The sequence below is a fragment of the Enterobacter sp. 342 genome, assembly GCF_036663495.1.
Lineage (GTDB): Bacteria > Pseudomonadota > Gammaproteobacteria > Enterobacterales > Enterobacteriaceae > Enterobacter.
Map to the genome: position 1 here is coordinate 67,407 of NZ_JAWUEI010000003.1, position 26,555 is coordinate 93,961.

A 26,555-nucleotide genomic window follows, 5' to 3' on the forward strand; every position below is an offset into this window, starting at 1 on the left:
TTTAGCTGCAATTTTAGTGTCACGAAAGTGTGTTGTTGTTAGGATTTGGTTTAGAAAACCGTTTTTTTGAAGGTGCTCGCATCCTGACAAACGGACGCTGAGACGGTGACAGGCAGGGAAAACGCTCATTTAACGCCGCGTTGCAAGGCTATCGCATTAAACGCGGCGTGTTGTGGCAGAAAATGGGGTTGATCAGGAGATGAAATTAACGCCTTGTTTCAGCACCAGATCGCAGGCTTTGGTTTTCACCTGTTTTGCCAGAGAGGAGTTGCCGATAGTGCTCAGGTTAAGCTGCTGGCCGTTTTGTGCGTTAAGCAGACCCTGAATCCCGTCCATATAGTTGGTATCCGCTTTCTGCTCTTGGGTATCCAGACCCAGTTTGCCCAGCACCTGGTTTTTGACATTTTGCGCGTCGGTCACGGAGGCCAGTTTTTGCTTCGCGCAATATTCCAGAATGCCCGCCGCGTTGTTCATCGTACCCGCACTCAGGCTCTGAGAGCTGTTACTCAGCAGACTGGTGAGGGAAGACGCGGAAAGCCCGCCCTGAGTGCTGCTGCTCTCTTTGGTCAGTTCGTTTGCTGCGCTTGACAGAGAATCCTGCCAGGACGCCGCTTGCACTGCGCCGGTAACCAACAGGGTGCCTAAAAGCGTGCTGATAATAATCTGTTTTTTCATCGTAAATTTCTCAAAAAGGTCCGTTTTGGGCCGGAAGTGATTCCAGTATATACCGCCTTCTCACTGGCGATTCCTGGAACTATCTTAATACTCTTTTCCGGTGACGCGGCTACGGTAACTTTCCCAGTCGAAGATGACATACAGACTGTTACCCAGCTTCATGCGATCCATAACGCGTTCACCCAGTAAGCGGGTCATTTCGTCGATATTGTGGTTTGTCAGCATACCGGTAGGTCGTTTGGACGAGGAACGGCGGTCGACAATCTGGTTAATGATCACCTTTTCATAACGGGATTCCGTCTGCACACCAATCTCGTCGATAACCAGTAAATCGACATTACTCAGGTCGTTCAGCAGTTGTTCTTCGCTGGTTTCGCGGTTGCTGAAGGTATCTTTCATTGCGGACATGATATCGGCCACAGTGATGATGAGTACCGATTTCCCGCGCAGGAGCAGCTCGTTGCAGATAGCGGCAGCCAGGTGATTTTTCCCGGTACCCGGTTTGCCGCTAAAGATGAAGCTGGCAATGTTGCCATCGAATTCATCCACATACTGACGGGCGGCCGCAAGCGCGTTCATCTGCCCGTTGGTCTCAATTTTATAATTATCAAATGAGCAGTTCTGATGCAGGGGACGAATACCGGAGCGGTTAAAGGTGCGCTGCATTTTCATCGCCCGATTTTCACGGGCGAGCGCGGCGGCGCGGATCTCTCCTTGCTCTTTTTGCCACGCCAGCAGTTCTTCACCCGTGGTAAAAGCGGGCTTCACGTTGGCAGGCATCATTTTTTGCAGACGTTTCATCAGGTCGCCGACGTTCTTCATTTCGCACCTCGGAATCCGTTAGGGATCTGTTTATCCGGTTCTGAAAACGCGTTGATATCGCGTTTTGGCTGGCCATTATTGCTGGCGCGGGTGATTTGAAGATGGCGCGCGAGCTTTTGCTGCCACTGAATATGGGTGAAGACTTTACCTTCTGCCTGCCACCAGGCCGTAAACGCGGCGAGTTCTTCAGCGGTGGCGGGTTGTGTTAACGCAATCCCCCACAGCGCGGCCTGCCGTTGAAAATCCGCATCAGGTTGCCAACCCACATAGAGAGCAAATTTTCCCATCGGAACGCTCATCGGGGCGTTAACCGGCTCATCAAAGAACTGGTTATCCAGCATGACATCGCTCGCCGGGCGTGATAATTGCGCTTCGATCTCCAGGAGCTGTGCCAGACGTTCCGGTGTGATGGCGTAAAATGCCGGCGCATTGTCGGCAAAAACCGCAACCGTGCCGCCTTCGGCGTGGCTCAACACACCGCGTGGGTCGCGCATAAAGGCATCAATGCCAGCAATGCTGGTGGTCAGAATTCTGGAGGACATAACGCTTACTCTACTGATGACTACGGGCGTGATATGAGCTTATGGTAGCACAGAGAGGATGAGGGGATGGAGGGGATTTCCCCGGTGGCGCTGCGCTTACCGGGGCTACAGTCGTAGGCCTGATAAGCGCAGTGCCATCAGGTATTTATCACGCGATGATATTCAGGGTCACGTCGATGTTGCCGCGGGTTGCGTTAGAGTACGGGCAAACGATGTGGGCTGCATCGACCAGCTTTTTGGCTTCCGCAGGATCCATGCCTTCAACATGGATGTTCAGTTTTGCTTCGATACCAAAACCGGTTGGCAGCGGGCCAATACCCACTTCGCCTTCAATAAAGGCTTCTTTTGGCAGGGTAAATTTGTCGCGCGCGGCCACAAACTTCATCGCGCCCAGGAAGCAGGCAGAGTAGCCGGCAGCAAACAACTGCTCAGGGTTCGTCACTTCTCCCCCCATGCCACCCATCTCTTTTGGCACGCCCAGTTTGACGTCCAGGACTCCATCGGAAGAGGTTGCACGGCCGTCACGGCCTCCGGTTGCTTTTGCTTTGGCGGTATAAACAACTTTTTCTAAAGACATGGCAGGTTCCTCATCTTACGTTTATGTGCGCTATTAAATAGCGTGCGATATATATGAGTAAATAAATACGCGTAAAGTATAGCCTTACGCGTGGTGTAACTGGTGTCGCAAAAGTTCAAGCTGCTGCTTAAGCGCCAGCATCGTGTCAGTATCACACTGCGCTGCGCATCCCACCGCATGGGGGATCCCTGATGCCTGCTGCTGCAGTGCACGTCCCTCGTCGCTCAGCGTGACGGCGACCTGACGCTCATCTTTCCGCGAGCGCTGACGTTTTATCAGCCCGGCGCTTTCCAGACGTTTTAACAGCGGTGTCAGGGTGGCAGAGTCAAGGAACAGCCGCTCACCAATGTCCGACACCGTAATGTCATCCTGCTCCCACAGCACTAGCATCACCAGGTATTGCGGGTAAGTCAGGTTCAGCGGTGCCAGCAGTTGCCGGTACAGCTTGTTAAGCGCCAGATTTGCCGAATAGAGAGCAAAGCAGAGCTGGTTATCCAGCAGGAGCGCAGCGGTGGTGTCGTTCGTTTTCGTGTTCATGGAATGAATATAGATAGTGTGCGATTTAATTGCAAGCAATTTTATGGGCAGGTATAGCGGAGTGCCACCTGAACGGCCATTTTGCGGTAGTGCTGGCGCTGAGCCTGTTCATCCGCTCCATCTTCAAACAGCAATGTGAAGGTGTAGCTATTGGCGACGTAGTGAAAGCTGAAACTGCTTATCAGACGGTGGAGGTCGCGGGCGTCAACTGCCTGGTTGAATAGCTGCTTTTCTTTACCCCGGTCCAGGATCGCTTCCAGCAGATCGAGCGCGCTACGGTTGACCTGGCGCAGATAGCTCGACTGCTGCATAAAGCGGCCTCGCTGCATGTTTTCCATGCAGATAATGCGGATGTAATCCGGGTGATCGGCATGATAGTCAAAGGTGGCTTCTACCAGGTTGACCAGTGCTTCTACCGGTGGCATTCCCGCCAGACTCAGCGCTTTCTCACTGGCGCGGATTTGGGTGTAAACATACTCCAGCACAAGAAGATAGAGGTTTTCTTTGTTCTTAAAATGGTAAACCACCATGCGTTTGGTCGTGCCTGCTTTTTCCGCGATTTGCTCCATGCGGGCACCGTTCAAACCATATTCGGCGAAAAGCGCGATCGCGCTCTGAAAAATTTTCTCTTTCAGGCTGGATTCTTCATTGTGTGCGGGGAGTTCGCTGCCTGGGTTAGCCACAACCTTTCCTTATTTTCACCAAACGGACCAGGACGATTATCCCCACGGCAGCGAAAAACACAAATATCAAACGCGTGGGCGTTTGCGGTACAGCCACAATCCCGGGATCGACAGCCCAATTGAGAGCGCGCCGACAATGGAAGAGGCCTTAAGGAAATTGCTCAGAAGGAGGATCATCTGTGGCTCGGTGTAGCCAAAATGGCTGATTTTTACCGCGGAAATCATCGCCGTGTAGGCAGATATGCCCGGGAACATCGGGATAACGGCGGCAACGGTGAACACTTTGGGATGCGCCAGATACCAGCGCGACCACTGAATGCCGATACTACCGACCAGCATAGACGCCATAAATGTCGACCATTCGATGTTAAAACCAGCCGTCATCATGACCATTCGCGACCCATGACCAATCGCACCCAGCAGGGCACACCACGGGAGAGCACGTTGCGGAACATTAAAGACCATAGCAAAGCCAACGGCAGGAATGGCGGCCAGAAGCATGTCCTGCACCAGTGCCAGCAGAAAATCTATCACGCCCATCCGCGTAACCCCCAGAGAGTCATGGCCATAACGACACCAATGCAGGTCGCCAGTGTCAGAAGGCTGGCGATAGCCCAACGTGCCAGACCGGTATTAATGTGCCCTTTAAACATATCGGCGACGGCGTTAATCAACGGGAAACCCGGGACCAGCAGAAGCACACTGGCGGCCATGGCAACAGTGGGTGTGTTAGCAAACTGCGGCAGGCGCAGCAGTAGACCAGACACCGTGGTGGCGACAAAAGCGGTAATACAGAAATTGATTTGTGGGTGCATTTGCCGGTGTGTCAGCAGTTGACGGACATACATCGCGATGCTGCTGGCGAAAAATGTAATGATTGCGCCGTCCCAGCCGCCTTTGTTGAGCTTACAAAAACAGGCGCACGACAGCCCCACCATAAGCACGACAAGCCAGCGTGGGTAACGTAATGGCTTTATTTGGTTGAATTTTTTTTCAATCTCATTGTGGTCGAGCAGCTTATGCTCAGCAAGAATGACGATATGTTGCACTTCGGTGACGACGTGCATGTTAATGCCGCGGTCATGGTTTTTGCGGGTGGAGGTCAGGCATTGGCCATCTTTGATCGTGGTCAGCACAATGGCGTTTGAAGAGATCGCGCTTTCAACGCTATCCATACCTAACGCCAGCCCCAGGCGTGTTGAGAGTTCCTCGACCAGCGCGCTTTCCGCACCGTGCTGGAGCAGAAAAAGACCGCACTGAATACATAGCCGCGTGATAGCACGCTGCGTTGACCGATCTGCCTGCATGTATTGTCCTGAAGAGAAAATGGATGTTAGCGGTTTGGCCCGTGATGCTTACTTTTAACACAAAGTGCAGTACCCCTTGCTGTGGGTCAGATCAAGATTTATGCAAACAGTTGCAACCCGTATCAGGAAAGGGTTTTCGATTTAATTCATAACCATGATGAATTATTAATGCGATAACATAAAATATTTATATTTAGTTATTCTAAATTTATATTGTCGATATATTAATGAGTTCGTAATTAAATTTATTTGCGCTTTATGAGATATTATCGCCGTTTTAGGCATTTCTTAAGTCAGAAACATATCTCATCTTCTGCTTGTATTAATCTGTTTTACACTCAGGGACGAAAATATTTATTACGTTGATGCGTTTTAACGTTACTCATCAAATGAAAAATGGACACGGAGGGTCTATGTTGTCATTACATGGTAAACATTGCGTAGTCATTAGCCGGGTACCCGTGATGCAAAAAGGGTTTGCAGGTGTTATGGCACGCCACTTCCCCGATTTTGAATTGACCTTTTGCCGCTCACTGCAGGAGCTAACGTTGCTTCAGTTACGCCGTGCAGATGTGATTATCGCCGATATTTCAGGTGAGTATAGGAACCCCCGGGGCTCACTCGAAGAGTACTACAGTTTATTGAACCAATACCGGGAAATACACTGGATCTTCTTGGTCTCTCGGCCTCTGTACCCGATAGCGGTTGAGTTGCTTATGCGACCAGAAAGCACGCTGCTTTCTGATATGGAACCCATCGACGGCGTGATTAATGCTATCCGGGGCGGTAGCGAGCGTGCTGAACGGATAAGCCAGACGTTATTAACACCAGAACCTCAGGGTGCTGAAGACGAACACGTTATTGCGCTCACGCACTCTGAACGCAAAGTATTACGTTTGTTAGGTAAGGGATGGGGGATTAATCAAATTGCCACCTTGCTCAAGAAGAGCAATAAAACGATAAGTGCACAGAAAAACAGTGCGATGCGACGGCTGTCATTGCGGTCTAACGCCGATATGTATGCCTGGATCAGTAGTACACAGGGAATGAGAGAGCTGAGTTTAATATCAGCCTATGGAGAGTTCGAGGAATGGAAAAAACCGATTCAACAAGACACATCGCCATTATCGAAAATTGTTCAATGAGTGCTGTTGGGCTACAGCATCTTTTTGCTATGCCCCCCCTTAACCATTACCAGTTGCACTTATTTAGTGGATTTGAGGGCTTTAAGAAGGCACTTCACCAGACCAATTTTTTCTCGCTGATCTATTCACTTTCCGATGCGCGGGAAGAGCGTCGTAATTGCCTGGCACACGTGCGGGATCTCGCGTTTACCCATAGCCATATTCAACGCATTATTCTGGCATCGAATGAGATGGAAGCGCGGTTAATTAGCCATCTCTCGCCTTCACGTCTTCACGGAGTGGTCAGTAAATCAGTAACACTTGAGCATCTGCAGAAGGAGCTCGTGGTGTTGTTGGGTGAAACGCTGCGCATCAATGACAATATGCTGAACCACTGGTATTGCAGTCAAAACAGGATGTTAAGCCCCACGGAGCGGGCCATTTTGCGTTATATGTCTTACGGGTATTCCATTCCTGAAATTGCCGCACAGCTTGAACGCAATATTAAGACCATCCGGGCACATAAGTTTAATGCGATGGTGAAGTTGGGAGTGAATTCTGACGTAGGACTGCTTGATGCAGCGGATATTCTTACGCATCTCCCGGCACGAGAACCGCTGAATACGACGCTCCGCAAACCCACATTTTTATAACCTGCCTTGCGCGCCAGAGACTCTCTGGCGCATCAATCAGATGCACACATCAACCCATTTTGCGGATGTTAGCTCTGCCATCCTGTCAGGTGAAATACGTACGGCACTGTGGATCGCGCCAGCAGCAGGAAGTACTTCAGCGTACTGTTTTAAAGAAATATCGCAGTAAACCGCAAGCGGGTTTTCCAGCCCGAACGGACAAACACCACCAACAGGATGACCAGTGATGGTCACCACTTCATCACTGCTGAGCATGCGTGCTTTCGCGCCAAAAGTGTCTTTCAGTTTTTTGTTATCCAGACGCGCATCTCCTTTCGCGACGATCAGAATCACCTCGTTTTTCACCTTCAATGACAGGGTCTTGGCAATTTGTCCCGGTTCAACACGATGGGCGGCTGCAGCGAGTGCAACGGTGGCGGTACTCTGACTCAGTTCAATAACGTCTATATCCGGAGCGTTGTCGGTAAAAAACTGCTGTACAGACTGCAAACTCATTGTTTCCTCCTGACAAATATCCTGCGTAATCTGTCATAAGAATTTATGCTCTGTAAATATCTCTTAAGTAACAAATATCCCATATAGCTGATTTCTGGATCATCTTCACAATCACAGAAACCGGTTACAGTAACCGGTTGCAGAGCGTGGTGCGTAGATTAATACTGAGTACGTAACGTTCCCTGTATCCAATAATAAGAGCAAATTATGAAACCATTTAGTCTGAGCAGTACCGCTGGTACACAAGCCAGCAAGGTTGTGAAGCTGATTTATGGAACAACGTGTGGCACGAATGTGCCCGTAACAAACGTCTGACAGGAGATCTGCCATGTCTGCCAACCATGCTGCGTTTAACCTGATATTCCGTTTTGTTGAAAATTACGTCAGCCCGATAGCCGGGCGGATCTCTTCCCAGCGTCATGTCATGGCTATCCGTGATGGATTCATCTCCGCGATGCCATTTATGATTGTGGGCTCATTTTTGTTAGTGTTCGCTTACCCCCCGTTTTCGCCTGATACCACCTGGGGTTTTGCGCGCGCCTGGCTGGATATGGCGAAACAATTTGAAGGCCAGATCCTGACGCCGTTTGATATGACGATGGGTATTATGTCCATTTATATCTGTGCGGCCATTGCCTATAACCTTGGCAAACACTATGTCAAATCGCATCAGTTAGACCCATTTATGTGCGCCATGCTGTCTCTGATGGCGTTTCTCCTGGTCGCGGCACCTAAAACCAAAGGCACACTTCCTGTAGACAGCCTGGGGGGGACGGGCATCTTTACCGCGATTCTGGTGGCTATTTACTGTGTAGAGATGATGCGTTTCCTTAAAGCGCATAACATTGGTATTCGCCTGCCAGACCAGGTTCCCCCGATGATCAAAAACTCTTTCGACTTGCTGATCCCGGTGCTGGTAGTGGTGTTGACGCTCTATCCGCTGAGCCTGATTATTCAGTCTCAGTTTGACATGCTGATCCCGCAGGCGATTATGTCAGTCTTTAAGCCTTTGGTTTCTGCCGCGGACTCGCTGCCTGCGATTCTGTTAGCTGTGTTGATTGGTCATTTGCTCTGGTTCGCCGGGATCCACGGAGCCGCCATTGTCTCCGGGATGTTACAGATGTTCTGGCTGACTAACCTGGGGGCTAACCAGACTGCGCTGGCAGCCAGCCAGCCTCTGCCGCATATTTTTATGGAAGCATTCTGGACGTTCTTTATCGTGATTGGTGGGTCGGGAGCCACAATGGGGCTGGTGATTTGCTATCTGCGCAGTCGTTCAGCACATTTACGCTCTATTGGGCGTTTGAGCGTGGTACCAAGCTTCTTTAACATTAACGAACCAGTCATTTTCGGTACGCCGATTGTGATGAACCCAGTGTTCTTTATCCCGTTCCTGTTGGCCCCTATGGTGAACGCCGTGCTGGCCTGGGCGGCGATGTCATTTGATCTGATTGGCCGTGTCATTTCAGTCGTGCCCTGGACAGCACCCGCTCCGATTGGCGCCGCATGGGCCCTTGGCTGGGATTTCCGCGCAGCCATTCTGGTCGTTGTTCTGGCCTGCGTATCAGCAATAATCTACTTCCCATTCTTCAAAGTTTACGAGAAGCAGCTGCTGGAGCAGGAAGCCGAAGAAGCGCAGCGTAACGCGGAAGAGGAAAATCAGCAGGTGGCTTAAAAGCGTTGTGCCGGGTGGCGGCTACGCCTTACCCGGCCTGTTTTTGTAGGCCCGGTAAGCGAAGCGCCACCGGGCAATTCAGTGCACTATTTCAGCGTGCAATCCCCGCACTGCTTAACGTCCGGCAGGCGATAGCGCTGGCAGCAGGTGCGACGAACCAGAAGTCCGTCACGGAGAACTACGGAACGGAATAATGGGTTTTCACTGCCATCAGAAAGTTGTTTTGCAAAGAAACAGGACTGACGCAGGGCGTCAACGATCTCATCACCAAGCAGAGGCTTCATTTCCGTTAAATACCAGTGGATTAAATACCCGGTATTACTCCAGATAAGTTTCCCGTTAATCTCACCCGTCTCTTCAAGGGCATTAACCACCGGAATCAGAGCCTGAGTGATAAGCTGCTCCATACGCTCCTGAGCAGTAAGTGGCTCAGAGGCCTGGTCTTCATGGAGATCAATCCAGAAACAGGCTGCACGCCCGGTTTCGTGAAACTCGACATGGAAGTTATCCGGCGAGAGTTCCAACATGCTCTTTTGCGTTAACAACGCCAGCATGAGGGGAGGCACCATCAGTCCGATATACCACTGCGCCCAGAGAGAGAGCAGGGGTTTATTTTCCCGCTTAAGGGTTGGTTGATGACGATAGATATGGTCGGAATAGGTGGCCAGCAATGATTGCAGTTGGGCTGGTTGCCGCCACTCAGAAAGCGTCATGGCGTGCTGCGGGTACGCTTCATCAAGCCGGATAAAGTCCAGCAGATGAGCACGAGTTTTCGCAATCTTATCCCGTATGGCATCCGCAAGCGAAGTATTCCCGCTGGCGAGGGGCGCCCGCCAGAGGAGTGGTTCAGCAATGTGTGCGGTCTGAGTGGCCATAGTATGGATGGAAATCTAAATGATAATGATTGCCAATCCTAACTATTGCTCAAACTAATGGCAAGACTTTTGTCCTGGTTAAACGACCTCGTGCTTAAGCCGACTGAAGGCCTTCACTAAGCAGAATATTATTGCGTCCCATATGCTTGGCTTCGTAGAGAGCTTTGTCCGCTTTTTCCAGCGCGCCTTCCACGTCTTCATCCTCGAAAATAGCAATACCAATGCTGATGGTGACATTTGTCGCAACGCTTTCGTTAAACAGATGCGGGATTTTCAAATCGTAAACTTTCTGACGGATCCGCTCTGCCGTCTGGCGGGCATGTTCGAGTGAAATATTGGTCAGCAGCACCATAAATTCTTCCCCGCCAAAGCGCGCCACAATATCGCGAGAACGCACAGCGTCGCGAATTGCCGCAGAGACGCGTTTCAATGCCTGGTCGCCCATCATATGGCCGTAATGGTCGTTATAGGCCTTAAAGTGGTCGATATCCATCAGCAGGACAAAGTGTTCGCCATTTTCAACCGCTGGCAGGTTCTCCAGACGGCTTTGCAGGCCGCGACGATTATAGAGTCCGGTGAGGGGATCCATCATGCTGAGATCGGTGAGGGTTTCCCGTTCTTCCAGTAAGCGAGAGAGCAGCTCCTGAGCAAAACGATCGTTACGTCTTTGCAAAATGTTATGAATAGCAATTGCCACCACAGGAAGTGCGAAAGAATAGGCTATTCTTAGCCATATATCGTGGTTACTTAGCCACAGACAGACAATAAAGGTGGGTAATGAGTGCAGTATGAATGCCACGATATTACTGGCGAATGCCAGCGTACCGATAAAAAGCACTGTTAATAGCGCTATTATCAAATACGTCATATGGTCGTGAGTAATTAGTGAAAATTTTGAGACAATTTGCCAGGCCCACAAAATACCGAAGATCCCTGAAATAACAGGAATATTGATCTTCCGACTCCTCTTCCTCCAGTGCAAGGCGAGCAGGCCTGTGCTGATGGAGAAAATAGCAATCAGAGGGAAAGAGAACACGCGCACAGAATTAAGTGGGTTTGTTACCGAGAACACAGCTGATGTTGCGTTCAGGAATAAAAATAAACGTAACGATAATTGATATTTTCTGTGAACCAAAGACCGCCAGGATTGTGATGTCATAGTAGTACGTTTTTATTAAAATTTAATTAAAACAAATAAATAGGTGTTGTGTCGCAATAAAAAAAGTAAAAAACTCAAAGAGTAATTATCAGAAAATCTTTAGGTGTAGTTAACAGGTGTGCAATTTATCACCTTAGGCAATTCCTGTCATTATGGGAAAGGTAAAGGTCGACGGATTTTGATTCATCATGTTGGCAAATGATAATTTATTTCATATGATATTGGTTATCATTATCAACGTGAAAGGGCAAGTCATGCTGAACAGGACACTGGGAAGTGGTTGGGGTGTATTACTGCCGGGAGCGATTCTCGGTGGCTTGATGTTTGCCGATCTCTCCATCAATGTCTGGAAAGCCATCATTGTGTCAGGATTATTAGTCACGTCAGGAATGATATGGCATAAGCAGTTACGCCACTTTGTTTTACTGCCATCGTGTGTAGCACTGGTCAGTGGAATTCTGGTAATACTGATGAGTTTGAAATAACAGGGAAAAGAAGACATTCAGAAGGGTTGTAAGATAATTGGTGCGAGGGGGGGGACTCGAACCCCCACATCCGTAAGGACACTAACACCTGAAGCTAGCGCGTCTACCAATTCCGCCACCTTCGCACAGTCATCTTACTATTTTTGATATCGCCTCGTTGGTGCGAGGGGGGGGACTCGAACCCCCACATCCTAAGGACACTAACACCTGAAGCTAGCGCGTCTACCAATTCCGCCACCTTCGCCCAGTGCGAGCAATATCAACGTGATTTATGGTGCGAGGGGGGGGACTCGAACCCCCACATCCGTAAGGACACTAACACCTGAAGCTAGCGCGTCTACCAATTCCGCCACCTTCGCATACCATCGATACTGTAAAAGTATCGTAACCACGGAGGCGCATTCTAGATGTTTTCAGCTTTACGTCAACAGAAAAGTGCGCGCGACACCTTGATTGCTGGAAAAATGGCCGATGGCGGTGCCATGTGGAGCCGGATGGCGCTTGCGCTTATCCGGCCTACAGGATTGGAGATTATTTTTTGGCCTGACGCGTCATCACCGTGCGGTAAACCTTAAAGCGACCGGTCTGAGCGATCACTTCATGGAAGCCGAAGGTTTCGTCCAGCACTTTCGGGTACGCGAGGAAGGCGTTAGCGACGATGCGCAGCTCTCCGCCACTGTTAAGGTGACGAACTGCGCCACGGATCAGTGTTTGCGCGGCTTCAAGACTGGTCTCCATGCCATCATGGAACGGCGGGTTAGAGATAATCATGTCGAAACGACCCGTAATGTCGGAGAAGACGTTGCTGGCAATCACTTCACCTTCGATTCCATTTGCGGCAAGCGTTGCGCGGCTGGCTTCTACCGCTGGCGCGCTTACATCACACAGGGTTAAACGCACTTTTGGCGAATGGCTGGCAAGAACCGTTGAAAGCACTCCCGCGCCACAGCCCAAGTCCAGCACTTTACCTTTGGTGTGCGGTGTAAGGGTTGAAAGCAGCAGCTTACTGCCCGTATCCAGCGCGTCACGGCTGAATACGCCTGGAAGTGTTTTGATGGTCAGACCGTCAAGCTGATACTCATCCCAGTAAGCTTGTGCATCAAACGTTGTCTGTTTTTCCAGACGACCATGGTACAAGCCACAGCGGCGGGCGCTGTCGACTTTATTTAGTGGCGCGTACGCTTCCAGCATTTGCTCGGCGCTGCGCACACCACTGCGGTTTTCACCGACGATGAAGATATCGCAACCCACTGGCAGCAAGGAGAGCAGGTTCATCAACTGGAACTGGGCTTCCGGTTTGTTCTTCGGCCAGTAGTAGATAAGCGTATCGCAGTCGGCGATATCGCTCTGCTCTGCCACCAGGCTAAAGCGCGCGCGCTCGCCCATCTGGCGGCTCAGGACCTGCCAGTGGTGATAATATTGGGTGTGGGCACGGCTTTCAGCACAGTCGAAACGCGCGGGCAGGTCATCCTGCATATCTCCGGCAAACAGAATACGGCTTTCTTCGAAATCATCACTGTGACGCAGCAAGACTTCACTTGCCGGGGTAAATGCAGACATGAATTGTTCCTCAATAAACTCAGGCGGGGATTATAGTAGGTAGATGGCGCACTTTCGACACATTTGCTATATTTGCGCGCCTGAGAGACAGGAGTTTTCCCTATGACATCCCGACGAGACTGGCAGTTGCAGCAACTGGGTATCACCCAGTGGGCTTTGCGTCGCCCGACGGCGTTGCAGGGCGAAATCGCCATCTCCATCCCAGCGCACGTTCGCCTGGTGATGGTGGCGGAAGAACTGCCTGCCCTGAATGAACCCCTGATCGGTGATGTCCTTCGCAGCCTGAAGCTGACTGCCGACCAGGTTTTACAGCTGACACCAGAACGGGTCGCTATGCTCCCTCCTGATAGCCGCTGTAACAGCTGGCGTATCGGAGAGACGAACGAAATCTCCCTCCAGGGGAGCCAGATCTGCTCGCCAGCGCTGGACGAACTAAAAGCCAACCCAAAAGCGCGTAGCGCGCTATGGCAACAAATCTGCGAATATGAACACGATTTCTTCCCTCACGACGCCTGACCTGACCACAGCGTTTGCGATTGAAACACGCGCCCATGCCTTTCCGTGGAGCGAAAAGACCTTCGCCAGTAATCAGGGCGAGCGGTATCTGAATTACCGCCTGGATGTTGACGGCACCATGGCCGCCTTCGCAATCACACAGGTTGTTCTTGATGAGGCGACGCTGTTTAATATCGCGGTTGATCCTGCGTTTCAGCGTCGTGGGCTGGGAAGAGAGCTGCTTGAGCACCTCATCCGTGAGCTCGAAACCCGTGACGTTTTCACCCTGTGGCTGGAAGTGCGCGCATCGAATGTCGCCGCCATCGCGCTCTACGAAAGCTTAGGCTTTAATGAGGCGACAATCCGCCGTAACTATTACCCCACCGCAGAGGGACGTGAAGACGCCATCATAATGGCTCTGCCGATTGGATAACGAAAATAAGGTTGTAACGATGAAATGGGACTGGATTTTCTTTGATGCCGACGAAACGCTGTTTACGTTCGACGCGTTCGGTGGTCTACAGCGGATGTTTCTCGACTATAGCGTAACCTTCACCGCTGAGGATTTTCAGGACTATCAGGCGGTGAATAAACCGCTATGGGTGGATTACCAGAACGGTGCCATCACCGCGTTACAACTTCAGCATCAGCGTTTTGACGTCTGGGCGGAACGTTTAAAGGTGAGTCCGGGAACGCTGAACGATGCCTTCCTGAATGCGATGGCTGATATCTGTGCGCCGCTGCCGGGTGCGGTTTCCCTGCTTGATTCTCTGAAAGGCAAGGCGAAACTGGGCATCATTACCAACGGGTTTACCGCATTACAGCAAATCCGTCTTGAACGTACCGGACTGCGTGATCATTTCGATGCGCTGGTGATTTCAGAAGAAGTGGGCGTACCAAAACCCGATCCGCGTATTTTTGATTACGCGCTGGCGCAGGCAGGCAATCCTGACCGCGAACGGGTACTGATGGTAGGTGACACCGCCGAGTCGGATATTCTGGGTGGCATGAACTCGGGCTTGTCGACCGTCTGGCTGAATGCGCACGGTCGCGTGAAGCCTGAAGGTATCGAACCGACCTGGACCGTGACGTCGTTGAACGAACTGGAGCAGCTCCTGTGTAAACAATGATTGCCTGCCCCCCATTGATGGGTAAAATAGCCGCATTTTTCGTATTCCATGATGCGTGGCGTGCTGCCGCGCTTAAATAAGAAGATTTGATTATGACGTTGTCTCCTTATCTGCAAGAGGTGGCCAAGCGCCGCACTTTTGCCATTATCTCGCACCCGGATGCCGGTAAAACGACCATCACCGAAAAGGTGCTGCTGTTCGGACAGGCGATTCAGACTGCCGGTACGGTTAAAGGCCGTGGCTCCAGCCAGCATGCGAAATCCGACTGGATGGAGATGGAAAAGCAGCGTGGTATTTCGATTACCACCTCCGTGATGCAGTTCCCGTATCACAACTGCCTGGTGAACCTGCTGGACACCCCGGGGCACGAAGATTTCTCCGAAGATACCTACCGTACGCTGACGGCGGTTGACTGCTGTCTGATGGTGATCGACGCCGCAAAAGGTGTAGAAGACCGTACCCGTAAGCTGATGGAAGTTACCCGTCTGCGCGATACGCCGATCCTCACTTTCATGAACAAACTCGACCGTGACATCCGTGATCCGATGGAGCTGATGGATGAAGTGGAAAACGAGCTGAAAATCGCCTGTGCGCCAATCACCTGGCCAATTGGCTGTGGCAAGTTGTTCAAAGGGGTTTACCACCTTTATAAAGACGAAACTTACCTGTATCAGACCGGTAAAGGCCACACTATCCAGGAAGTGCGCATCGTGAAAGGTCTGGATAACCCGGATCTGGATACGGCGGTAGGTGAAGAGTTGGCCGCACAGCTGCGCGACGAGCTGGAGCTGGTGAAAGGCGCGTCTCATGAGTTCGACAAAGAGCTGTTCCTGAGCGGTGAAATCACGCCGGTATTCTTTGGTACCGCGCTGGGTAACTTTGGTGTCGACCACATGCTGGATGGTCTGGTGGAGTGGGCTCCGCAGCCGATGCCACGTAAAACCGACACCCGTGAAGTGGAAGCGCAGGAAGAGAAGTTCACCGGTTTCGTATTTAAAATTCAGGCGAACATGGACCCGAAACACCGCGACCGCGTGGCCTTTATGCGCGTTGTGTCCGGTAAATATGAAAAGGGCATGAAACTACGCCAGGTGCGTATTGGTAAAGACGTGGTGATTTCCGACGCGCTGACCTTCATGGCGGGTGACCGTTCACATGTTGAAGAAGCGTATCCTGGTGACATCATCGGCTTGCATAACCATGGCACGATCCAGATCGGTGATACCTTCACCCAGGGTGAAATGATGAAGTTCACCGGTATCCCGAACTTTGCGCCGGAGCTGTTCCGCCGTATTCGTCTGCGCGATCCGCTGAAGCAGAAACAGCTGCTGAAAGGCCTGGTACAGCTTTCCGAAGAGGGCGCGGTACAGGTGTTCCGCCCAATCGCAAACAACGATCTGATCGTCGGTGCGGTGGGGGTGTTGCAGTTTGACGTGGTGGTGGCTCGTCTTAAGAGCGAATATAACGTTGAAGCGATTTACGAATCCGTAAACGTGGCGACCGCGCGCTGGGTTGAGTGTTCTGACGTGAAGAAATTCGAAGAATTTAAGCGTAAGAACGAAATTCAGCTGGCGCTCGATGGTGGCGATAACCTGACGTACATCGCCCCAACCATGGTTAACCTGAACCTGACCCAGGAACGCTATCCTGACGTTCAGTTCCGCAAAACACGCGAGCACTAATCTTCTCTCAGAGCACGGTAATCGCCGTGCTCTTCTTTAATTCCTGTCTTATTAATCCCTTGCGGAATGTTCTTAATTCTCTGCATTTACGCGCTTATTGGTTGTTTTTTGACCAAATCTGAAAGCGATACTGTGAGAGTGATCTATATTTAACTCAGTGTTTAACACCGGGTCTGGATTAATTAACTGCTTTTTTGAATGGTTTTTGGTTATCCGTCGTGCTCGTGTGATTATTCGCAATATATAAAACTACTAAGGAAGTACGTAGCCCGAATAACGGGTAAACACAGGAATACATCGATGAATATGACAAGACTGAAGATTTCTAAAACTCTGCTGGCTGTGACTCTGGGTAGTGTTCTGGTTAGTGGCTCCGCCCTGGCGGAAAGCAGTGCCATGGATAAAGCACAGTCCACTGCCGATACCGCAGGGCAAAAAATCGATAGCTCTATGAATAAAGTCGGTAATTTCATGGATGACAGCTCAATTACAGCAAAAGTTAAAGCCGCGCTGGTGGATGATGAAGCGATTAAGAGCACCGATATTTCCGTTAAGACCGACGAGAAAGTGGTCACGCTGAGTGGTTTTGTTGAAAGCCAGGCTCAGGCCGAACAGGCAGTAAAAGTGGCGAAGGGTGTGGAAGGTGTTACATCCGTGAGCGATAAACTCCACGTGCGTGACAGCAAAAACACGTCGGTGAAAGGTTATGCCGGTGATGCTGCTACGACCAGCGAAATCAAAGCTAAACTTTTAGCAGATGACATCGTGCCATCCCGTAAGGTGAAAGTGGAAACCACCGATGGTGTGGTTCAGCTTTCCGGGACAGTCGATTCGCAGGCGCAAATTGAACGCGCCGAGTCTATTGCGAAAGCCATTGATGGTGTGAAAAGCGTTAAAAACGATCTGAAAGCGAAGTAAATCTGGACCATTCGCCCGTCGGGTTAACGCCCACGGGCGAAATAAGAACGACTCTGGAAAAACGCCGGTGGGTGGCCTGAGCGCTCACAATTAGCGGCCGACATTAACTATGGTAAAGGAGAAGCTTATGTTTCGTTGGGGCATTATATTTCTGGTTATCGCGTTAATTGCCGCCGCATTGGGCTTTGGTGGACTGGCGGGTACTGCGGCATGGGCAGCAAAAGTTGTCTTCGTCGTGGGTATTATTCTGTTCCTGGTCAGCCTGTTTACCGGGCGTCGACGTCCATAGCAAACGCAATATTCCTTCAACAAAAAAAAGCCAGTCACTACGACTGGCTTTTTCTTATTTGCGTTACTGGTCGGGTGCGTTACTGTGTTGTTACAGAATAATCAAAACAGGAAAGCAGAGGTGGGGCAACGAATTCCCGTTACGCTCGGCAATATCGCGCCGCTCACGTTAAAGCCGTTTCGCGCAGGTCAGCTCGCGCTGGTCTGTGAGGGGGGCGGGCAGCGTGGCATTTTCACTGCGGGCGTGCTGGATGAATTTATGCGCGCGCAATTCAACCCGTTTGACCTTTACTTCGGCACCTCTGCCGGGGCGCAGAACCTGTCTGCCTATGTCTGTAACCAGCCAGGTTATGCGCGAAAAGTGATTATGCGCTATACCACGGCGAAAGAATTTTTTAATCCGGTGCGCTTTGTGCGTGGCGGCAATCTGATTGATCTCGACTGGCTGCTGGAATCTACCTCCAGCCAGATGCCGCTGGCCATGGACACTGCAGCGCGCCTGTTTGATAGCGGGAAAGCATTCTGGATGTGCGCCAGCCGGGGGGATGATTATTCACCGGGGTATTTCTCTCCGCAGAAGGAAAACTGGCTGGATATCATCCGTGCCTCAAGTGCCATTCCCGGTTTTTATCGTACCGGTGCACAGCTGGATGGTATCAGTTATCTGGATGGGGGGATCAGTGACGCAGTTCCGGTACAGGAAGCTGCCCGGCGCGGAGCGAAAACTATTGTGGTGATCCGTACTGTACCGTCGCAAATGTACTACACCCCTCAGTGGTTTAAACGCATGGAGCGCTGGTTAGGCGACAGCAGCCTGCAACCGCTGGTGAACATCGCTAAGCAGCATGAAACCACCTACGGCGCGATGCAGCGTTTCATTGAAAAACCACCGGGAAAACTGCGTATTTTTGAAATCTATCCGCCTAAGCCGCTGGTCAGTATGGCGCTGGGTAGCCGCGTCCCGGCGTTGCGTGCAGATTATAAAACGGGCCGGCTGTGCGGGCGTTACTTCCTGGCGACGGTGGGAAAAATGCTGGCGGAGCAACCACCTCTGCATCGGCATAAACGTATTATTACGCCGCCTGCGATTGTCGCTAATGATGCCCTGACAATGCCGCTGGTGGATATTCCGCAGGCGAATGACGCTTTATTGGACAACGAGGATCTGGCGTGACGCACTGCTTTGTCGATACCCACTGCCACTTTGATTTTCCACCGTTTACGGGGGATGAAGAGCAAAGTATTGCGAAAGCTGCCGAAGCAGGCGTTCAGGCCATCATTGTGCCGTCAGTTGAAGCTGCTTACTTTTCCCGTGTGCTGGATCTTGCCACGCAGTATCCCGCGCTCTATGCCGCGCTCGGCCTCCATCCGATTGTCATTGAACGACATCTTGATGAACATATTGAGAGGCTTGATGAGGTACTGCAGACCGCGGGAGACAAACTTGTCGCCATCGGTGAGATCGGCCTCGATCTTTACCGTGAGGATCCGCAGTTTGAACGTCAGCAGACGATCCTTGATGCGCAGCTCAGGCTGGCAAAGCGTTACGATCTGCCGGTGATCCTCCACTCAAGACGCACGCACGATAAGCTGGCGATGCACCTGAAACGCATCGATCTACCACGGCGAGGTGTTGTACACGGTTTCTCCGGCAGCCTGCAGCAGGCGCAGCGTTTTAACGAACTGGGCTATAAAATTGGCGTGGGCGGAACCATCACTTATCCGCGCGCCAGCAAAACCCGCGACGTAATGGCTCAACTGCCCCTGTCGGCGTTATTACTGGAAACCGACGCCCCCGATATGCCCCTTAACGGTTTTCAGGGGCAACCGAATCGCCCGGAACAGGCGGCACGCGTGTTTGCCACGTTGTGCGAGCTGCGCGATGAGCCAGAAGAGGTGATTGCTGATGCCTTGCTTGAGAATACGCGCTCGGTATTTGGTATCACACTATAGATAAAGCGCCGGGCGGATCACGGTTATCTTCTGTTTTTCCAGTGCGAGCGCCAGCGGTTCAACGTCTTCCGGTGTAGCGCTACGCCATGACGCCGCTTCGCCGTAAACACCCTGCGCATGAAAGGCGTTGATACGCACCGGGACGTTTCCAAGCCCGTGGATAAATGTCGTCAGCGGTTTGATCTGTTCCAGATAATCGCACTGATCCGGGATGACCAGTAAGCGCAGTTCCGTCAAACGGTGATGATCGGCCAGCCAGCGAATGCTTTGTTTAATCAGCGGGTTTTCGCGTCCGGTCAGGAAACGGTGATGCTCATTTCCCCACGCTTTTAGATCCAGCATCGCGCCATCCAGCACCGGCAGGAGTTTCTGCCAGCCGGTTTCACTTAACAGGCCATTGCTGTCCACCAGGCAGCTTAGATGACTCAGTGCGGGATCTGTTTTGATCGCCGTGAAAAGCGCGATCAGAAAAGGAAGTTGCGTGGTAGCCTCACCGCCACTCACCGTAATACCCTCAATAAAGGGCGCAGCTCTGCGGATTTGCGTGAGGATCTCCTCCACACTAAAACGATGTGCCATGGGCGTTGCCTGCTGCTGGCACTGATGGAGGCAGGTGTCGCACTGCTGGCAGTCACTTTCCTGCCACCAGACGCGCCCGGCATGAATGGTCAGCGCGTCGTGCGGACAGTGGGGCACGCAGTCACCGCAGTCATTGCAGCGCCCGATGGTCCACGGGTTGTGGCAGGTTTTACAGCGCAGGTTACATCCCTGCAGGAACAGTGCCAGGCGACTGCCCGGCCCGTCCACGCAGGAGAAAGGGATAACCTGACTAACTAAAGCGCATCTGCTGTTCATGGCTAATCACGCGCGGCTGACGTTCCAGGATACGGGTGTTACGCGCGGCTTCTTCTCCAAGCCACGTGGTATTAGTACGCGATCCGGCTTCACGGTATTTTTCAAGATCTGACAAGCGCACCATATACCCGGTCACGCGTACCAGATCGTTACCGGATACGTTAGCGGTGAATTCACGCATACCGGCTCTGAACGCACCAAGACATAGCTGAACCACCGCCTGTGGGTTGCGTTTTACCGTCTCATCCAGGGTCAAAATATCGCTGATCCCTGAGTGGTAGTATTTATGATGCGGCGCTACGGCCAGCAGATGGTTGATCGGGTCCGGTTCATCTCCATAGGGCAGACGCGCTCCCGGTGTCGTGCCGGAGTCAGAGCTGATCCCTGACTGAGCATGCAGCATTGCGCGTTGCTTCCAGCCGTGTTTTACCGGCGTGTTTTCCACATATGCCGCAAGCTGCCCACTGATGCGGTAGCCCAGCGCGTTGGCCTGCTCGTCTTTACCGTAGCGCCCTGCAATACCTTCCTTTTCGCAAAGTGTGTTCACTGCTTCAGCCAGACCGTACATCCCAAACATAGGCACAAACCGATCGGCATCAATCAGCCCCTCTTTTACCAGGAAGCTATTCTCAAAGAAGCCAGATTGCTCGTACAGGAAACCGCAGCGTGCATCGATGATAGCAGTTTGCTGCTGGCAGTAATGCGGGAGCGTGCGGGTGAAGAAGTCTTCAATGGATGTGCTGCGTTCAGCAATGGCTTTGAGGTTAAGGCGTACCAGGGTGCTCCCACCGCCTGCAAGCGGCAGGGAGTTGTAACAACTCACCACGCCGTAACGGCCTTTTGTGAAAATTTTATCATTAATCGGGCCATTAGAAATATGCGGTTTACTGCATTCACATATGTTTTTTGCCACCTCAAGCAGCAAATCGTCCGGGGTAATATCTGGATCGTAGATAAAGGTGAGGTTCGGCGCGACCTGCTTCAGCTCTGCATCGACACGCAGAATTGCACGGGTGATGGGGCCGTCAGCAGGCCCGATGTTTGCGTGCATAAACGCATCCGGCAGCGTTCGGTCGAGATAGCGCCAGAAACGTTTTATTCGGCTATCAACTTCTTCTTGTGTTAGAATTCTAACATATGATTGCAGTAACACATCAAGATGACCCAGATAGACAGGCATGGATGTTACGGATGGCACATGGTGGTAAAGGATGGTGAGTAGTGAAAGGGCGTCATCCAGGTCTTTCGCGCCTTCCAGCTCCAGCCATTCTGAGCCGTTAGCCAGAAATTTAGCATAATCCGGCAGAACATAGCGGGGTTTGTAAGGTGCGTGGCCTTCGAACATATCGCAGATAAAACCCTCGTCCAGCGCGGCGCGCGCAGCCTGAGGGAGTTCCGGATAAGGCAGGTTGTTTTCCGCTTCCAGCGCCAGGAAATGACGTTTTTGTTCCGGGGTTAACACCGGGCTTGTCACAATGTGCTGGCAACGTTGTTGCAGGGCGTCGGGGCTGGAGTGGGACATGATCGCTTCCTTGATTATTCTGCGGATGATGAACGGATTGTAGGAAGCCAGCCTGTTATGGCTTTTGATCCGACAGGGGATATTGCTGCTTTAGTCGGCAATTAGCACGATAAAGTTTGAAGAAGATCTCATTACAGTAATGCAAATTTGTACGTAGTTTTCATTAACTGTGATGAATGTCGAAGTGTAGATGCGGGTGAATGTTAGAATACTCACAGACCCGCAAGGTAAAATTTATACGGCACTGCCGTTGGAGAATGTTATGACCGATTTAACTGCAAGCAGCCTGCGCGCGTTGAAACTGATGGACCTGACCACCCTGAACGATGACGACACCAATGAAAAAGTCATCGCCCTGTGCTATCAGGCGAAAACGCCCGTCGGTAACACCGCAGCTATCTGTATTTACCCGCGCTTTATCCCGATTGCCCGTAAGACGCTGAAAGAGCAGGGCACGCCGGACGTGCGTATTGCAACCGTGACTAACTTCCCGCACGGCAACGACGATATCGAGATTGCGCTGGCAGAAACTCGCGCAGCTATTGCTTACGGTGCAGATGAAGTTGACGTGGTATTCCCATACCGTGCGTTGATCGCGGGTAACGAGCAGGTCGGTTTTGACCTGGTGAAAGCCTGTAAAGACGCGTGTGCTGCGGCAAACGTACTGCTGAAAGTGATCATCGAAACCGGTGAGCTGAAAGAAGAAGCTCTGATTCGTAAAGCATCTGAAATCTCCATCAAAGCGGGTGCTGATTTCATCAAAACCTCTACCGGTAAAGTGCCAGTGAATGCCACCCCGGAAAGCGCACGCATCATGATGGAAGTTATCCGCGATATGGGCGTGTCCAAAACTGTTGGTTTTAAACCTGCGGGCGGCGTACGCACCGCGGAAGATGCACAGCAGTTCCTGGCCATTGCGGATGAACTGTTCGGCGCTGAATGGGCAGATTCCCGTCACTATCGCTTTGGTGCATCCAGCCTGCTGGCCAGCCTGCTGAAAGCGCTGGGTCACGGCGATGGTAAGAGCGCAAGCAGCTACTAAGGTTTGAATTGCCGGGTGACGCGAAGCGATCCCGGCTTATTTCGGGAGGTTACCGTGTTTCTCGCACAAGAAATTATTCGTAAAAAACGTGATGGTCATGCATTAAGCGACGAAGAGATCCGCTTCTTTATCAACGGCATTCGTGATAACACCGTCTCTGAAGGGCAGATCGCTGCGCTGGCGATGACCATTTTCTTCCACGATATGTCGATGCCTGAGCGGGTCTCGCTGACGATGGCGATGCGAGATTCAGGAACCGTTCTCGACTGGAAGAGCCTGAACCTTAACGGCCCGATTGTGGACAAGCACTCCACAGGTGGCGTAGGTGATGTGACTTCCCTGATGCTCGGCCCAATGGTGGCAGCCTGTGGGGGTTACATCCCGATGATCTCCGGGCGCGGCCTCGGCCATACCGGTGGTACGCTCGACAAACTGGAAGCCATTCCGGGCTTCGATATCTTCCCGGATGACAACCGCTTCCGCGATATTATTAAAGACGTTGGTGTGGCGATTATCGGCCAGACCAGCTCTCTTGCTCCGGCAGATAAGCGTTTCTATGCCACCCGCGATATCACCGCGACCGTTGACTCCATCCCGCTGATCACCGCCTCTATCCTGGCGAAGAAACTGGCCGAAGGGCTGGACGCGCTGGTGATGGATGTAAAAGTAGGTAGCGGCGCCTTTATGCCAACCTATGAACTTTCTGCCCAGCTTGCCGAAGCGATCGTTGGCGTCTCCAACGGTGCTGGCGTGCGCACCACTGCACTGCTCACCGACATGAACCAGGTCCTGGCCTCCAGTGCAGGTAACGCGGTTGAAGTGCGTGAGGCTGTACAGTTCCTGACTGGTGAATACCGCAACCCACGTCTGTTCGACGTCACCATGGCGCTGTGCGTTGAGATGTTAATCTCTGGCAAGCTTGCCAAAGATGATGCAGACGCGCGCGCGAAACTGCAGGCGGTGCTGGATAACGGCAAAGCGGCGGAGATCTTTGGCCGCATGGTGGCGGCGCAGAAAGGTCCAACTGATTTCGTGGAAAACTACGCGAAATACCTGCCAACGGCGACGCTCAGCAAAGCGGTTTATGCCGATAGCGAAGGCTTTGTGTCAGCCATGGATACCCGTGCACTCGGCATGGCGGTTGTCTCAATGGGCGGCGGTCGTCGCCAGGCATCGGACATGATTGATTACAGCGTCGGCTTTACCGATATGGCCCGACTGGGCGACAGCGTTGACGGACAACGTCCTCTGGCGGTGATCCACGCCAAAGATGAAGCCAGCTGGCAGGAAGCGGCGAAAGCCGTTAAAGCGGCCATTACACTCGACGATAAAGCACCGGAAAGCACACCAACGGTCTATCGTCGTATCACTGAATAGCGGTATACTGATCTGATCAATCATTTTTAAGCACTACGTACGGAGAACAATTATGAAACGTGCATTTATTATGGTGCTGGACTCATTCGGCATCGGCGCAACCGAAGATGCAGAACGTTTTGGTGACGTGGGTTCCGATACCATGGGTCACATCGCTGAAGCCTGTGCCAAAGGCGAAGCGGACAACGGTCGTAAAGGCCCTCTGACTCTGCCAAACCTGACCAGCCTTGGGTTGGTGAAAGCCCACGAAGGTTCTACCGGTAAAATTGCTGCGGGAATGGACGGCAACGCGGAAGTGGTGGGTGCTTATGCCTGGGCGCATGAACTCTCTTCAGGTAAAGATACCCCGTCTGGTCACTGGGAAATCGCGGGTGTTCCGGTTCTGTTCGACTGGGGCTACTTCTCTGATCATCAGAACAGCTTCCCGCAGGAACTGCTGGATAAGCTGGTTAAGCGCGCAAACCTGCCGGGTTACCTCGGTAACTGCCACTCTTCCGGTACCGTGATCTTGGATGAGCTCGGTGAAGAGCATATGAAAACCGGCAAACCGATTTTCTATACCTCTGCTGACTCGGTGTTCCAGATTGCCTGTCACGAAGAAACCTACGGCCTGGATAAACTTTACGAGCTGTGCGAAATCGCCCGTGAAGAGCTGACCGAAGGCGGATACAACATTGGTCGAGTTATCGCGCGTCCGTTTATCGGCGACAAAGCGGGTAACTTCCAGCGTACCGGTAACCGTCACGATCTGGCCGTTGAACCGCCAGCACCAACCGTGCTGCAAAAACTGGTTGAAGAGAAAGACGGTCACGTGGTTTCCGTAGGTAAAATTGCGGATATCTATGCCAACTGCGGTATCACCAAAAAAGTGAAAGCCACCGGCCTGGATGCGCTGTTTGATGCCACCATCAAAGAGATGAAAGAAGCGGGTGACAAGACCATTGTCTTCACCAACTTCGTCGACTTCGACTCTTCCTGGGGCCACCGTCGTGATGTTGCCGGTTATGCAGCGGGCCTGGAGTTGTTCGACCGCCGCCTGCCGGAGCTGATGGAGCTGGTGGGTGAAGATGACATTCTGATCCTGACTGCGGACCACGGCTGTGACCCAACCTGGACCGGTACCGATCACACCCGTGAGCACATTCCTGTGCTGGTATACGGCCCGAAAGTGAAACCAGGCTCGCTCGGTCACCGTGAAAGCTTCGCGGATATCGGCCAGACCCTGGCGAAATACTTTGGTACGTCCGACATGGAATATGGCAAGGCCATGTTCTGAATCATGTTGGGTGCGGTCTGATGCCCTCACCCAACCCTCTCCCACAGGGAGAGGGTGAAAAGAATAAACAATTTAAAAGGAACTGAAGATGGCAACTCCTCACATTAACGCAGAAATGGGTGATTTCGCTGACGTCGTATTGATGCCGGGTGACCCGCTGCGCGCGAAGCACATTGCAGAAACTTTCCTCGAAGACGTTCGTGAAGTGAACAACGTTCGCGGCATGCTGGGCTTCACCGGGACTTACAAAGGCCGCAAAATCTCCGTTATGGGCCACGGTATGGGTATCCCATCCTGCTCCATCTACACCAAAGAGCTGATCACCGATTTCGGCGTGAAGAAAATCATCCGTGTGGGCTCCTGCGGCGCGGTTCGCATGGACGTTCAACTGCGTGATGTGGTGATTGGTATGGGTGCCTGCACCGATTCCAAAGTCAACCGCATGCGTTTCAAAGATCATGACTTTGCTGCGATTGCAGACTTTGGCATGGTATGTAACGCCGTTGATGCTGCGAAAGCGCTGGGCGTTGATGCTCGCGTAGGTAACCTCTTCTCTGCTGACCTGTTCTATGCACCAGACGGCGGCGAGATGTTCGACGTGATGGAAAAATACGGCATCCTGGGTGTGGAAATGGAAGCGGCAGGCATCTACGGTGTTGCAGCTGAGTTTGGGGCGAAAGCACTGACCATCTGCACCGTGTCTGACCACATCCGTACCCACGAGCAGACCACCGCTGCCGAGCGTCAGACCACCTTCAACGACATGATCAAAATCGCGCTGGAATCCGTTCTGCTGGGCGATAAAGAGTAATTCTGTCTCTTCCCTCCCTCTCCCGTTGGGAGAGGGC

At 52.0% G+C, this 26,555-nt stretch carries 30 protein-coding genes and 3 tRNA genes; 16 read left to right on the forward strand and 17 right to left on the reverse strand.

Features of this window, described 5'->3' with window-relative positions; genetic code table 11:
- Nucleotides 1–192 precede the first annotated feature (192 nt).
- The 8 genes from V6E55_RS03570 to V6E55_RS03605 form a co-directional block, all read right to left on the reverse strand.
- Nucleotides 193–675: a DUF2501 domain-containing protein gene (locus V6E55_RS03570; RefSeq protein ID WP_316942195.1), complete on the reverse strand. Its 483-nt coding sequence runs from the start codon at nt 673–675 to the stop codon at nt 193–195.
- 84 nt (nt 676–759) lie between these two features.
- On the reverse strand, nt 760–1,497 hold the full coding sequence (dnaC, locus tag V6E55_RS03575) for a DNA replication protein DnaC (protein ID WP_013095461.1): 738 nt from the start codon (nt 1,495–1,497) through the stop codon (nt 760–762).
- Nucleotides 1,494–2,039 carry a primosomal protein DnaT gene (dnaT, locus tag V6E55_RS03580; protein WP_316942196.1) on the reverse strand — a complete coding sequence of 182 codons (546 nt, stop codon included), beginning with the start codon at nt 2,037–2,039 and terminating at the stop codon, nt 1,494–1,496. The genes dnaC and dnaT overlap by 4 nt, the downstream gene beginning before the upstream one ends.
- Nucleotides 2,040–2,187: 148 nt before the next feature.
- Nucleotides 2,188–2,616, reverse strand: a complete 429-nt coding sequence (locus V6E55_RS03585; RefSeq protein WP_013095463.1) for an organic hydroperoxide resistance protein — start codon at nt 2,614–2,616, stop codon at nt 2,188–2,190.
- 84 nt (nt 2,617–2,700) lie between these two features.
- Entirely contained in the window at nt 2,701–3,153 is a 453-nt protein-coding gene (locus V6E55_RS03590; protein WP_114979277.1) for a MarR family winged helix-turn-helix transcriptional regulator, read from the reverse strand.
- Between the two features lie 41 nt (nt 3,154–3,194).
- Nucleotides 3,195–3,836: a TetR family transcriptional regulator gene (locus tag V6E55_RS03595; RefSeq protein ID WP_114979233.1), complete on the reverse strand. Its 642-nt coding sequence runs from the start codon at nt 3,834–3,836 to the stop codon at nt 3,195–3,197.
- A 66-nt stretch (nt 3,837–3,902) separates the two neighbouring features.
- Nucleotides 3,903–4,376: a threonine/serine exporter gene (locus V6E55_RS03600; protein WP_049007396.1), complete on the reverse strand. Its 474-nt coding sequence runs from the start codon at nt 4,374–4,376 to the stop codon at nt 3,903–3,905.
- Nucleotides 4,367–5,143, reverse strand: a complete 777-nt coding sequence (locus V6E55_RS03605) for a threonine/serine ThrE exporter family protein (protein ID WP_129996738.1) — start codon at nt 5,141–5,143, stop codon at nt 4,367–4,369. The genes V6E55_RS03600 and V6E55_RS03605 overlap by 10 nt, the downstream gene beginning before the upstream one ends.
- A gap of 413 nt (nt 5,144–5,556) precedes the next feature.
- Here V6E55_RS03605 and V6E55_RS03610 point away from each other — a divergent pair, with 413 nt between their 5' ends.
- Nucleotides 5,557–6,288, forward strand: a complete 732-nt coding sequence (locus V6E55_RS03610) for a helix-turn-helix transcriptional regulator (RefSeq protein WP_316942197.1) — start codon at nt 5,557–5,559, stop codon at nt 6,286–6,288.
- Complete coding sequence (bglJ, locus tag V6E55_RS03615) at nt 6,285–6,920, forward strand: DNA-binding transcriptional activator BglJ (protein WP_316942249.1); 636 nt, start codon at nt 6,285–6,287, stop codon at nt 6,918–6,920. Before V6E55_RS03610 ends, bglJ begins: the two co-directional genes overlap by 4 nt.
- A 36-nt stretch (nt 6,921–6,956) precedes the next feature.
- Here the strand turns inward: bglJ and V6E55_RS03620 are convergent, their stop codons facing one another.
- Nucleotides 6,957–7,415: a YbaK/EbsC family protein gene (locus tag V6E55_RS03620; protein WP_316942198.1), complete on the reverse strand. Its 459-nt coding sequence runs from the start codon at nt 7,413–7,415 to the stop codon at nt 6,957–6,959.
- Between the two features lie 328 nt (nt 7,416–7,743).
- Here V6E55_RS03620 and V6E55_RS03625 point away from each other — a divergent pair, with 328 nt between their 5' ends.
- Entirely contained in the window at nt 7,744–9,090 is a 1,347-nt protein-coding gene (locus V6E55_RS03625) for a PTS sugar transporter subunit IIC (RefSeq protein ID WP_028016583.1), read from the forward strand.
- 86 nt (nt 9,091–9,176) lie between these two features.
- Here V6E55_RS03625 and fhuF read toward each other — a convergent pair whose 3' ends face one another.
- Both fhuF and V6E55_RS03635 read right to left on the reverse strand, forming a co-directional pair.
- A complete protein-coding gene (gene fhuF / locus V6E55_RS03630; protein WP_316942199.1) occupies nt 9,177–9,965 on the reverse strand; it encodes a siderophore-iron reductase FhuF in 789 nt (262 codons plus the stop codon).
- A gap of 94 nt (nt 9,966–10,059) precedes the next feature.
- Entirely contained in the window at nt 10,060–11,124 is a 1,065-nt protein-coding gene (locus tag V6E55_RS03635; protein WP_236921729.1) for a GGDEF domain-containing protein, read from the reverse strand.
- 215 nt (nt 11,125–11,339) lie between these two features.
- On the opposite strand from V6E55_RS03635, the gene V6E55_RS03640 reads away from it, so the two are divergent.
- Nucleotides 11,340–11,609 (forward strand): DUF1435 domain-containing protein, encoded by a 270-nt coding sequence (locus V6E55_RS03640; RefSeq protein ID WP_316942250.1) that lies wholly within the window; start codon nt 11,340–11,342, stop codon nt 11,607–11,609.
- 38 nt (nt 11,610–11,647) lie between these two features.
- On the opposite strand, the gene V6E55_RS03645 is transcribed toward V6E55_RS03640, so the two are convergent.
- From V6E55_RS03645 to rsmC, 4 genes are all read right to left on the reverse strand, one after another.
- A tRNA-Leu gene (locus tag V6E55_RS03645) sits at nt 11,648–11,734 on the reverse strand.
- A gap of 33 nt (nt 11,735–11,767) precedes the next feature.
- Nucleotides 11,768–11,853, reverse strand: a tRNA-Leu gene (locus V6E55_RS03650).
- 28 nt (nt 11,854–11,881) lie between these two features.
- Nucleotides 11,882–11,968, reverse strand: a tRNA-Leu gene (locus tag V6E55_RS03655).
- 172 nt (nt 11,969–12,140) lie between these two features.
- Nucleotides 12,141–13,169, reverse strand: a complete 1,029-nt coding sequence (gene rsmC, locus V6E55_RS03660) for a 16S rRNA (guanine(1207)-N(2))-methyltransferase RsmC (protein WP_316942200.1) — start codon at nt 13,167–13,169, stop codon at nt 12,141–12,143.
- A 102-nt stretch (nt 13,170–13,271) separates the two neighbouring features.
- Between rsmC and V6E55_RS03665 the strand changes: the two genes are divergently transcribed.
- The 8 genes from V6E55_RS03665 to V6E55_RS03700 all read left to right on the forward strand — a co-directional run bounded on the left by V6E55_RS03665 (nt 13,272) and on the right by V6E55_RS03700 (nt 19,635).
- Nucleotides 13,272–13,685, forward strand: a complete 414-nt coding sequence (locus tag V6E55_RS03665; protein ID WP_316942201.1) for a DNA polymerase III subunit psi — start codon at nt 13,272–13,274, stop codon at nt 13,683–13,685.
- On the forward strand, nt 13,654–14,097 hold the full coding sequence (gene rimI / locus V6E55_RS03670) for a ribosomal protein S18-alanine N-acetyltransferase (RefSeq protein WP_023334424.1): 444 nt from the start codon (nt 13,654–13,656) through the stop codon (nt 14,095–14,097). Before V6E55_RS03665 ends, rimI begins: the two co-directional genes overlap by 32 nt.
- 19 nt (nt 14,098–14,116) lie before the next feature.
- Nucleotides 14,117–14,794 carry a pyrimidine 5'-nucleotidase gene (yjjG, locus tag V6E55_RS03675; RefSeq protein ID WP_028016589.1) on the forward strand — a complete coding sequence of 226 codons (678 nt, stop codon included), beginning with the start codon at nt 14,117–14,119 and terminating at the stop codon, nt 14,792–14,794.
- A gap of 92 nt (nt 14,795–14,886) precedes the next feature.
- On the forward strand, nt 14,887–16,476 hold the full coding sequence (gene prfC, locus V6E55_RS03680) for a peptide chain release factor 3 (protein WP_028016590.1): 1,590 nt from the start codon (nt 14,887–14,889) through the stop codon (nt 16,474–16,476).
- Between the two features lie 300 nt (nt 16,477–16,776).
- On the forward strand, nt 16,777–17,394 hold the full coding sequence (gene osmY, locus V6E55_RS03685) for a molecular chaperone OsmY (RefSeq protein ID WP_114979243.1): 618 nt from the start codon (nt 16,777–16,779) through the stop codon (nt 17,392–17,394).
- Between the two features lie 127 nt (nt 17,395–17,521).
- Nucleotides 17,522–17,683: a DUF1328 domain-containing protein gene (locus tag V6E55_RS03690; RefSeq protein WP_032666762.1), complete on the forward strand. Its 162-nt coding sequence runs from the start codon at nt 17,522–17,524 to the stop codon at nt 17,681–17,683.
- Between the two features lie 120 nt (nt 17,684–17,803).
- Nucleotides 17,804–18,856: a patatin-like phospholipase family protein gene (locus V6E55_RS03695; RefSeq protein WP_114979245.1), complete on the forward strand. Its 1,053-nt coding sequence runs from the start codon at nt 17,804–17,806 to the stop codon at nt 18,854–18,856.
- Complete coding sequence (locus V6E55_RS03700; RefSeq protein WP_316942202.1) at nt 18,853–19,635, forward strand: TatD family hydrolase; 783 nt, start codon at nt 18,853–18,855, stop codon at nt 19,633–19,635. The genes V6E55_RS03695 and V6E55_RS03700 overlap by 4 nt, the downstream gene beginning before the upstream one ends.
- Here the strand turns inward: V6E55_RS03700 and V6E55_RS03705 are convergent.
- Nucleotides 19,630–20,490 carry a YjjW family glycine radical enzyme activase gene (locus tag V6E55_RS03705; protein WP_316942203.1) on the reverse strand — a complete coding sequence of 287 codons (861 nt, stop codon included), beginning with the start codon at nt 20,488–20,490 and terminating at the stop codon, nt 19,630–19,632. The two genes, V6E55_RS03700 and V6E55_RS03705, sit on opposite strands and share 6 nt — an antisense overlap.
- A complete protein-coding gene (locus V6E55_RS03710; protein ID WP_316942204.1) occupies nt 20,465–22,012 on the reverse strand; it encodes a YjjI family glycine radical enzyme in 1,548 nt (515 codons plus the stop codon). Before V6E55_RS03710 ends, V6E55_RS03705 begins: the two co-directional genes overlap by 26 nt.
- Nucleotides 22,013–22,274: 262 nt before the next feature.
- Between V6E55_RS03710 and deoC the strand changes: the two genes are divergently transcribed.
- The 4 genes from deoC to deoD all read left to right on the forward strand — a co-directional run bounded on the left by deoC (nt 22,275) and on the right by deoD (nt 26,518).
- Nucleotides 22,275–23,054 carry a deoxyribose-phosphate aldolase gene (gene deoC, locus V6E55_RS03715; protein WP_316942205.1) on the forward strand — a complete coding sequence of 260 codons (780 nt, stop codon included), beginning with the start codon at nt 22,275–22,277 and terminating at the stop codon, nt 23,052–23,054.
- 54 nt (nt 23,055–23,108) lie between these two features.
- Nucleotides 23,109–24,431: a thymidine phosphorylase gene (gene deoA, locus V6E55_RS03720; protein ID WP_049005216.1), complete on the forward strand. Its 1,323-nt coding sequence runs from the start codon at nt 23,109–23,111 to the stop codon at nt 24,429–24,431.
- Between the two features lie 52 nt (nt 24,432–24,483).
- Nucleotides 24,484–25,707: a phosphopentomutase gene (deoB, locus tag V6E55_RS03725; protein WP_114979250.1), complete on the forward strand. Its 1,224-nt coding sequence runs from the start codon at nt 24,484–24,486 to the stop codon at nt 25,705–25,707.
- Between the two features lie 88 nt (nt 25,708–25,795).
- The gene (gene deoD, locus V6E55_RS03730) at nt 25,796–26,518 is read left to right on the forward strand and encodes a purine-nucleoside phosphorylase (protein WP_316942206.1); all 723 of its coding nucleotides are present in this window, start codon (nt 25,796–25,798) and stop codon (nt 26,516–26,518) included.
- The last annotated feature ends 37 nt before the right edge of the window (nt 26,519–26,555 follow it).

Bases quoted from the DNA above. Each gene is read 5' to 3' on its own strand.
- V6E55_RS03570 (WP_316942195.1), bottom strand. From the start codon at position 675: ATGAAAAAACAGATTATTATCAGCACGCTTTTAGGCACCCTGTTGGTT.
- dnaC (WP_013095461.1), bottom strand. From the start codon at position 1,497: ATGAAGAACGTCGGCGACCTGATGAAACGTCTGCAAAAAATGATGCCT.
- dnaT (WP_316942196.1), bottom strand. From the start codon at position 2,039: ATGTCCTCCAGAATTCTGACCACCAGCATTGCTGGCATTGATGCCTTT.
- V6E55_RS03585 (WP_013095463.1), bottom strand. From the start codon at position 2,616: ATGTCTTTAGAAAAAGTTGTTTATACCGCCAAAGCAAAAGCAACCGGA.
- V6E55_RS03590 (WP_114979277.1), bottom strand. From the start codon at position 3,153: ATGAACACGAAAACGAACGACACCACCGCTGCGCTCCTGCTGGATAAC.
- V6E55_RS03600 (WP_049007396.1), bottom strand. From the start codon at position 4,376: ATGGGCGTGATAGATTTTCTGCTGGCACTGGTGCAGGACATGCTTCTG.
- V6E55_RS03605 (WP_129996738.1), bottom strand. From the start codon at position 5,143: ATGCAGGCAGATCGGTCAACGCAGCGTGCTATCACGCGGCTATGTATT.
- V6E55_RS03610 (WP_316942197.1), top strand. From the start codon at position 5,557: ATGTTGTCATTACATGGTAAACATTGCGTAGTCATTAGCCGGGTACCC.
- bglJ (WP_316942249.1), top strand. From the start codon at position 6,285: ATGAGTGCTGTTGGGCTACAGCATCTTTTTGCTATGCCCCCCCTTAAC.
- V6E55_RS03620 (WP_316942198.1), bottom strand. From the start codon at position 7,415: ATGAGTTTGCAGTCTGTACAGCAGTTTTTTACCGACAACGCTCCGGAT.
- V6E55_RS03625 (WP_028016583.1), top strand. From the start codon at position 7,744: ATGTCTGCCAACCATGCTGCGTTTAACCTGATATTCCGTTTTGTTGAA.
- fhuF (WP_316942199.1), bottom strand. From the start codon at position 9,965: ATGGCCACTCAGACCGCACACATTGCTGAACCACTCCTCTGGCGGGCG.
- V6E55_RS03635 (WP_236921729.1), bottom strand. From the start codon at position 11,124: ATGACATCACAATCCTGGCGGTCTTTGGTTCACAGAAAATATCAATTA.
- V6E55_RS03640 (WP_316942250.1), top strand. From the start codon at position 11,340: ATGATATTGGTTATCATTATCAACGTGAAAGGGCAAGTCATGCTGAAC.
- rsmC (WP_316942200.1), bottom strand. From the start codon at position 13,169: ATGTCTGCATTTACCCCGGCAAGTGAAGTCTTGCTGCGTCACAGTGAT.
- V6E55_RS03665 (WP_316942201.1), top strand. From the start codon at position 13,272: ATGACATCCCGACGAGACTGGCAGTTGCAGCAACTGGGTATCACCCAG.
- rimI (WP_023334424.1), top strand. From the start codon at position 13,654: ATGAACACGATTTCTTCCCTCACGACGCCTGACCTGACCACAGCGTTT.
- yjjG (WP_028016589.1), top strand. From the start codon at position 14,117: ATGAAATGGGACTGGATTTTCTTTGATGCCGACGAAACGCTGTTTACG.
- prfC (WP_028016590.1), top strand. From the start codon at position 14,887: ATGACGTTGTCTCCTTATCTGCAAGAGGTGGCCAAGCGCCGCACTTTT.
- osmY (WP_114979243.1), top strand. From the start codon at position 16,777: ATGAATATGACAAGACTGAAGATTTCTAAAACTCTGCTGGCTGTGACT.
- V6E55_RS03690 (WP_032666762.1), top strand. From the start codon at position 17,522: ATGTTTCGTTGGGGCATTATATTTCTGGTTATCGCGTTAATTGCCGCC.
- V6E55_RS03705 (WP_316942203.1), bottom strand. From the start codon at position 20,490: ATGAACAGCAGATGCGCTTTAGTTAGTCAGGTTATCCCTTTCTCCTGC.
- V6E55_RS03710 (WP_316942204.1), bottom strand. From the start codon at position 22,012: ATGTCCCACTCCAGCCCCGACGCCCTGCAACAACGTTGCCAGCACATT.
- deoC (WP_316942205.1), top strand. From the start codon at position 22,275: ATGACCGATTTAACTGCAAGCAGCCTGCGCGCGTTGAAACTGATGGAC.
- deoB (WP_114979250.1), top strand. From the start codon at position 24,484: ATGAAACGTGCATTTATTATGGTGCTGGACTCATTCGGCATCGGCGCA.
- deoD (WP_316942206.1), top strand. From the start codon at position 25,796: ATGGCAACTCCTCACATTAACGCAGAAATGGGTGATTTCGCTGACGTC.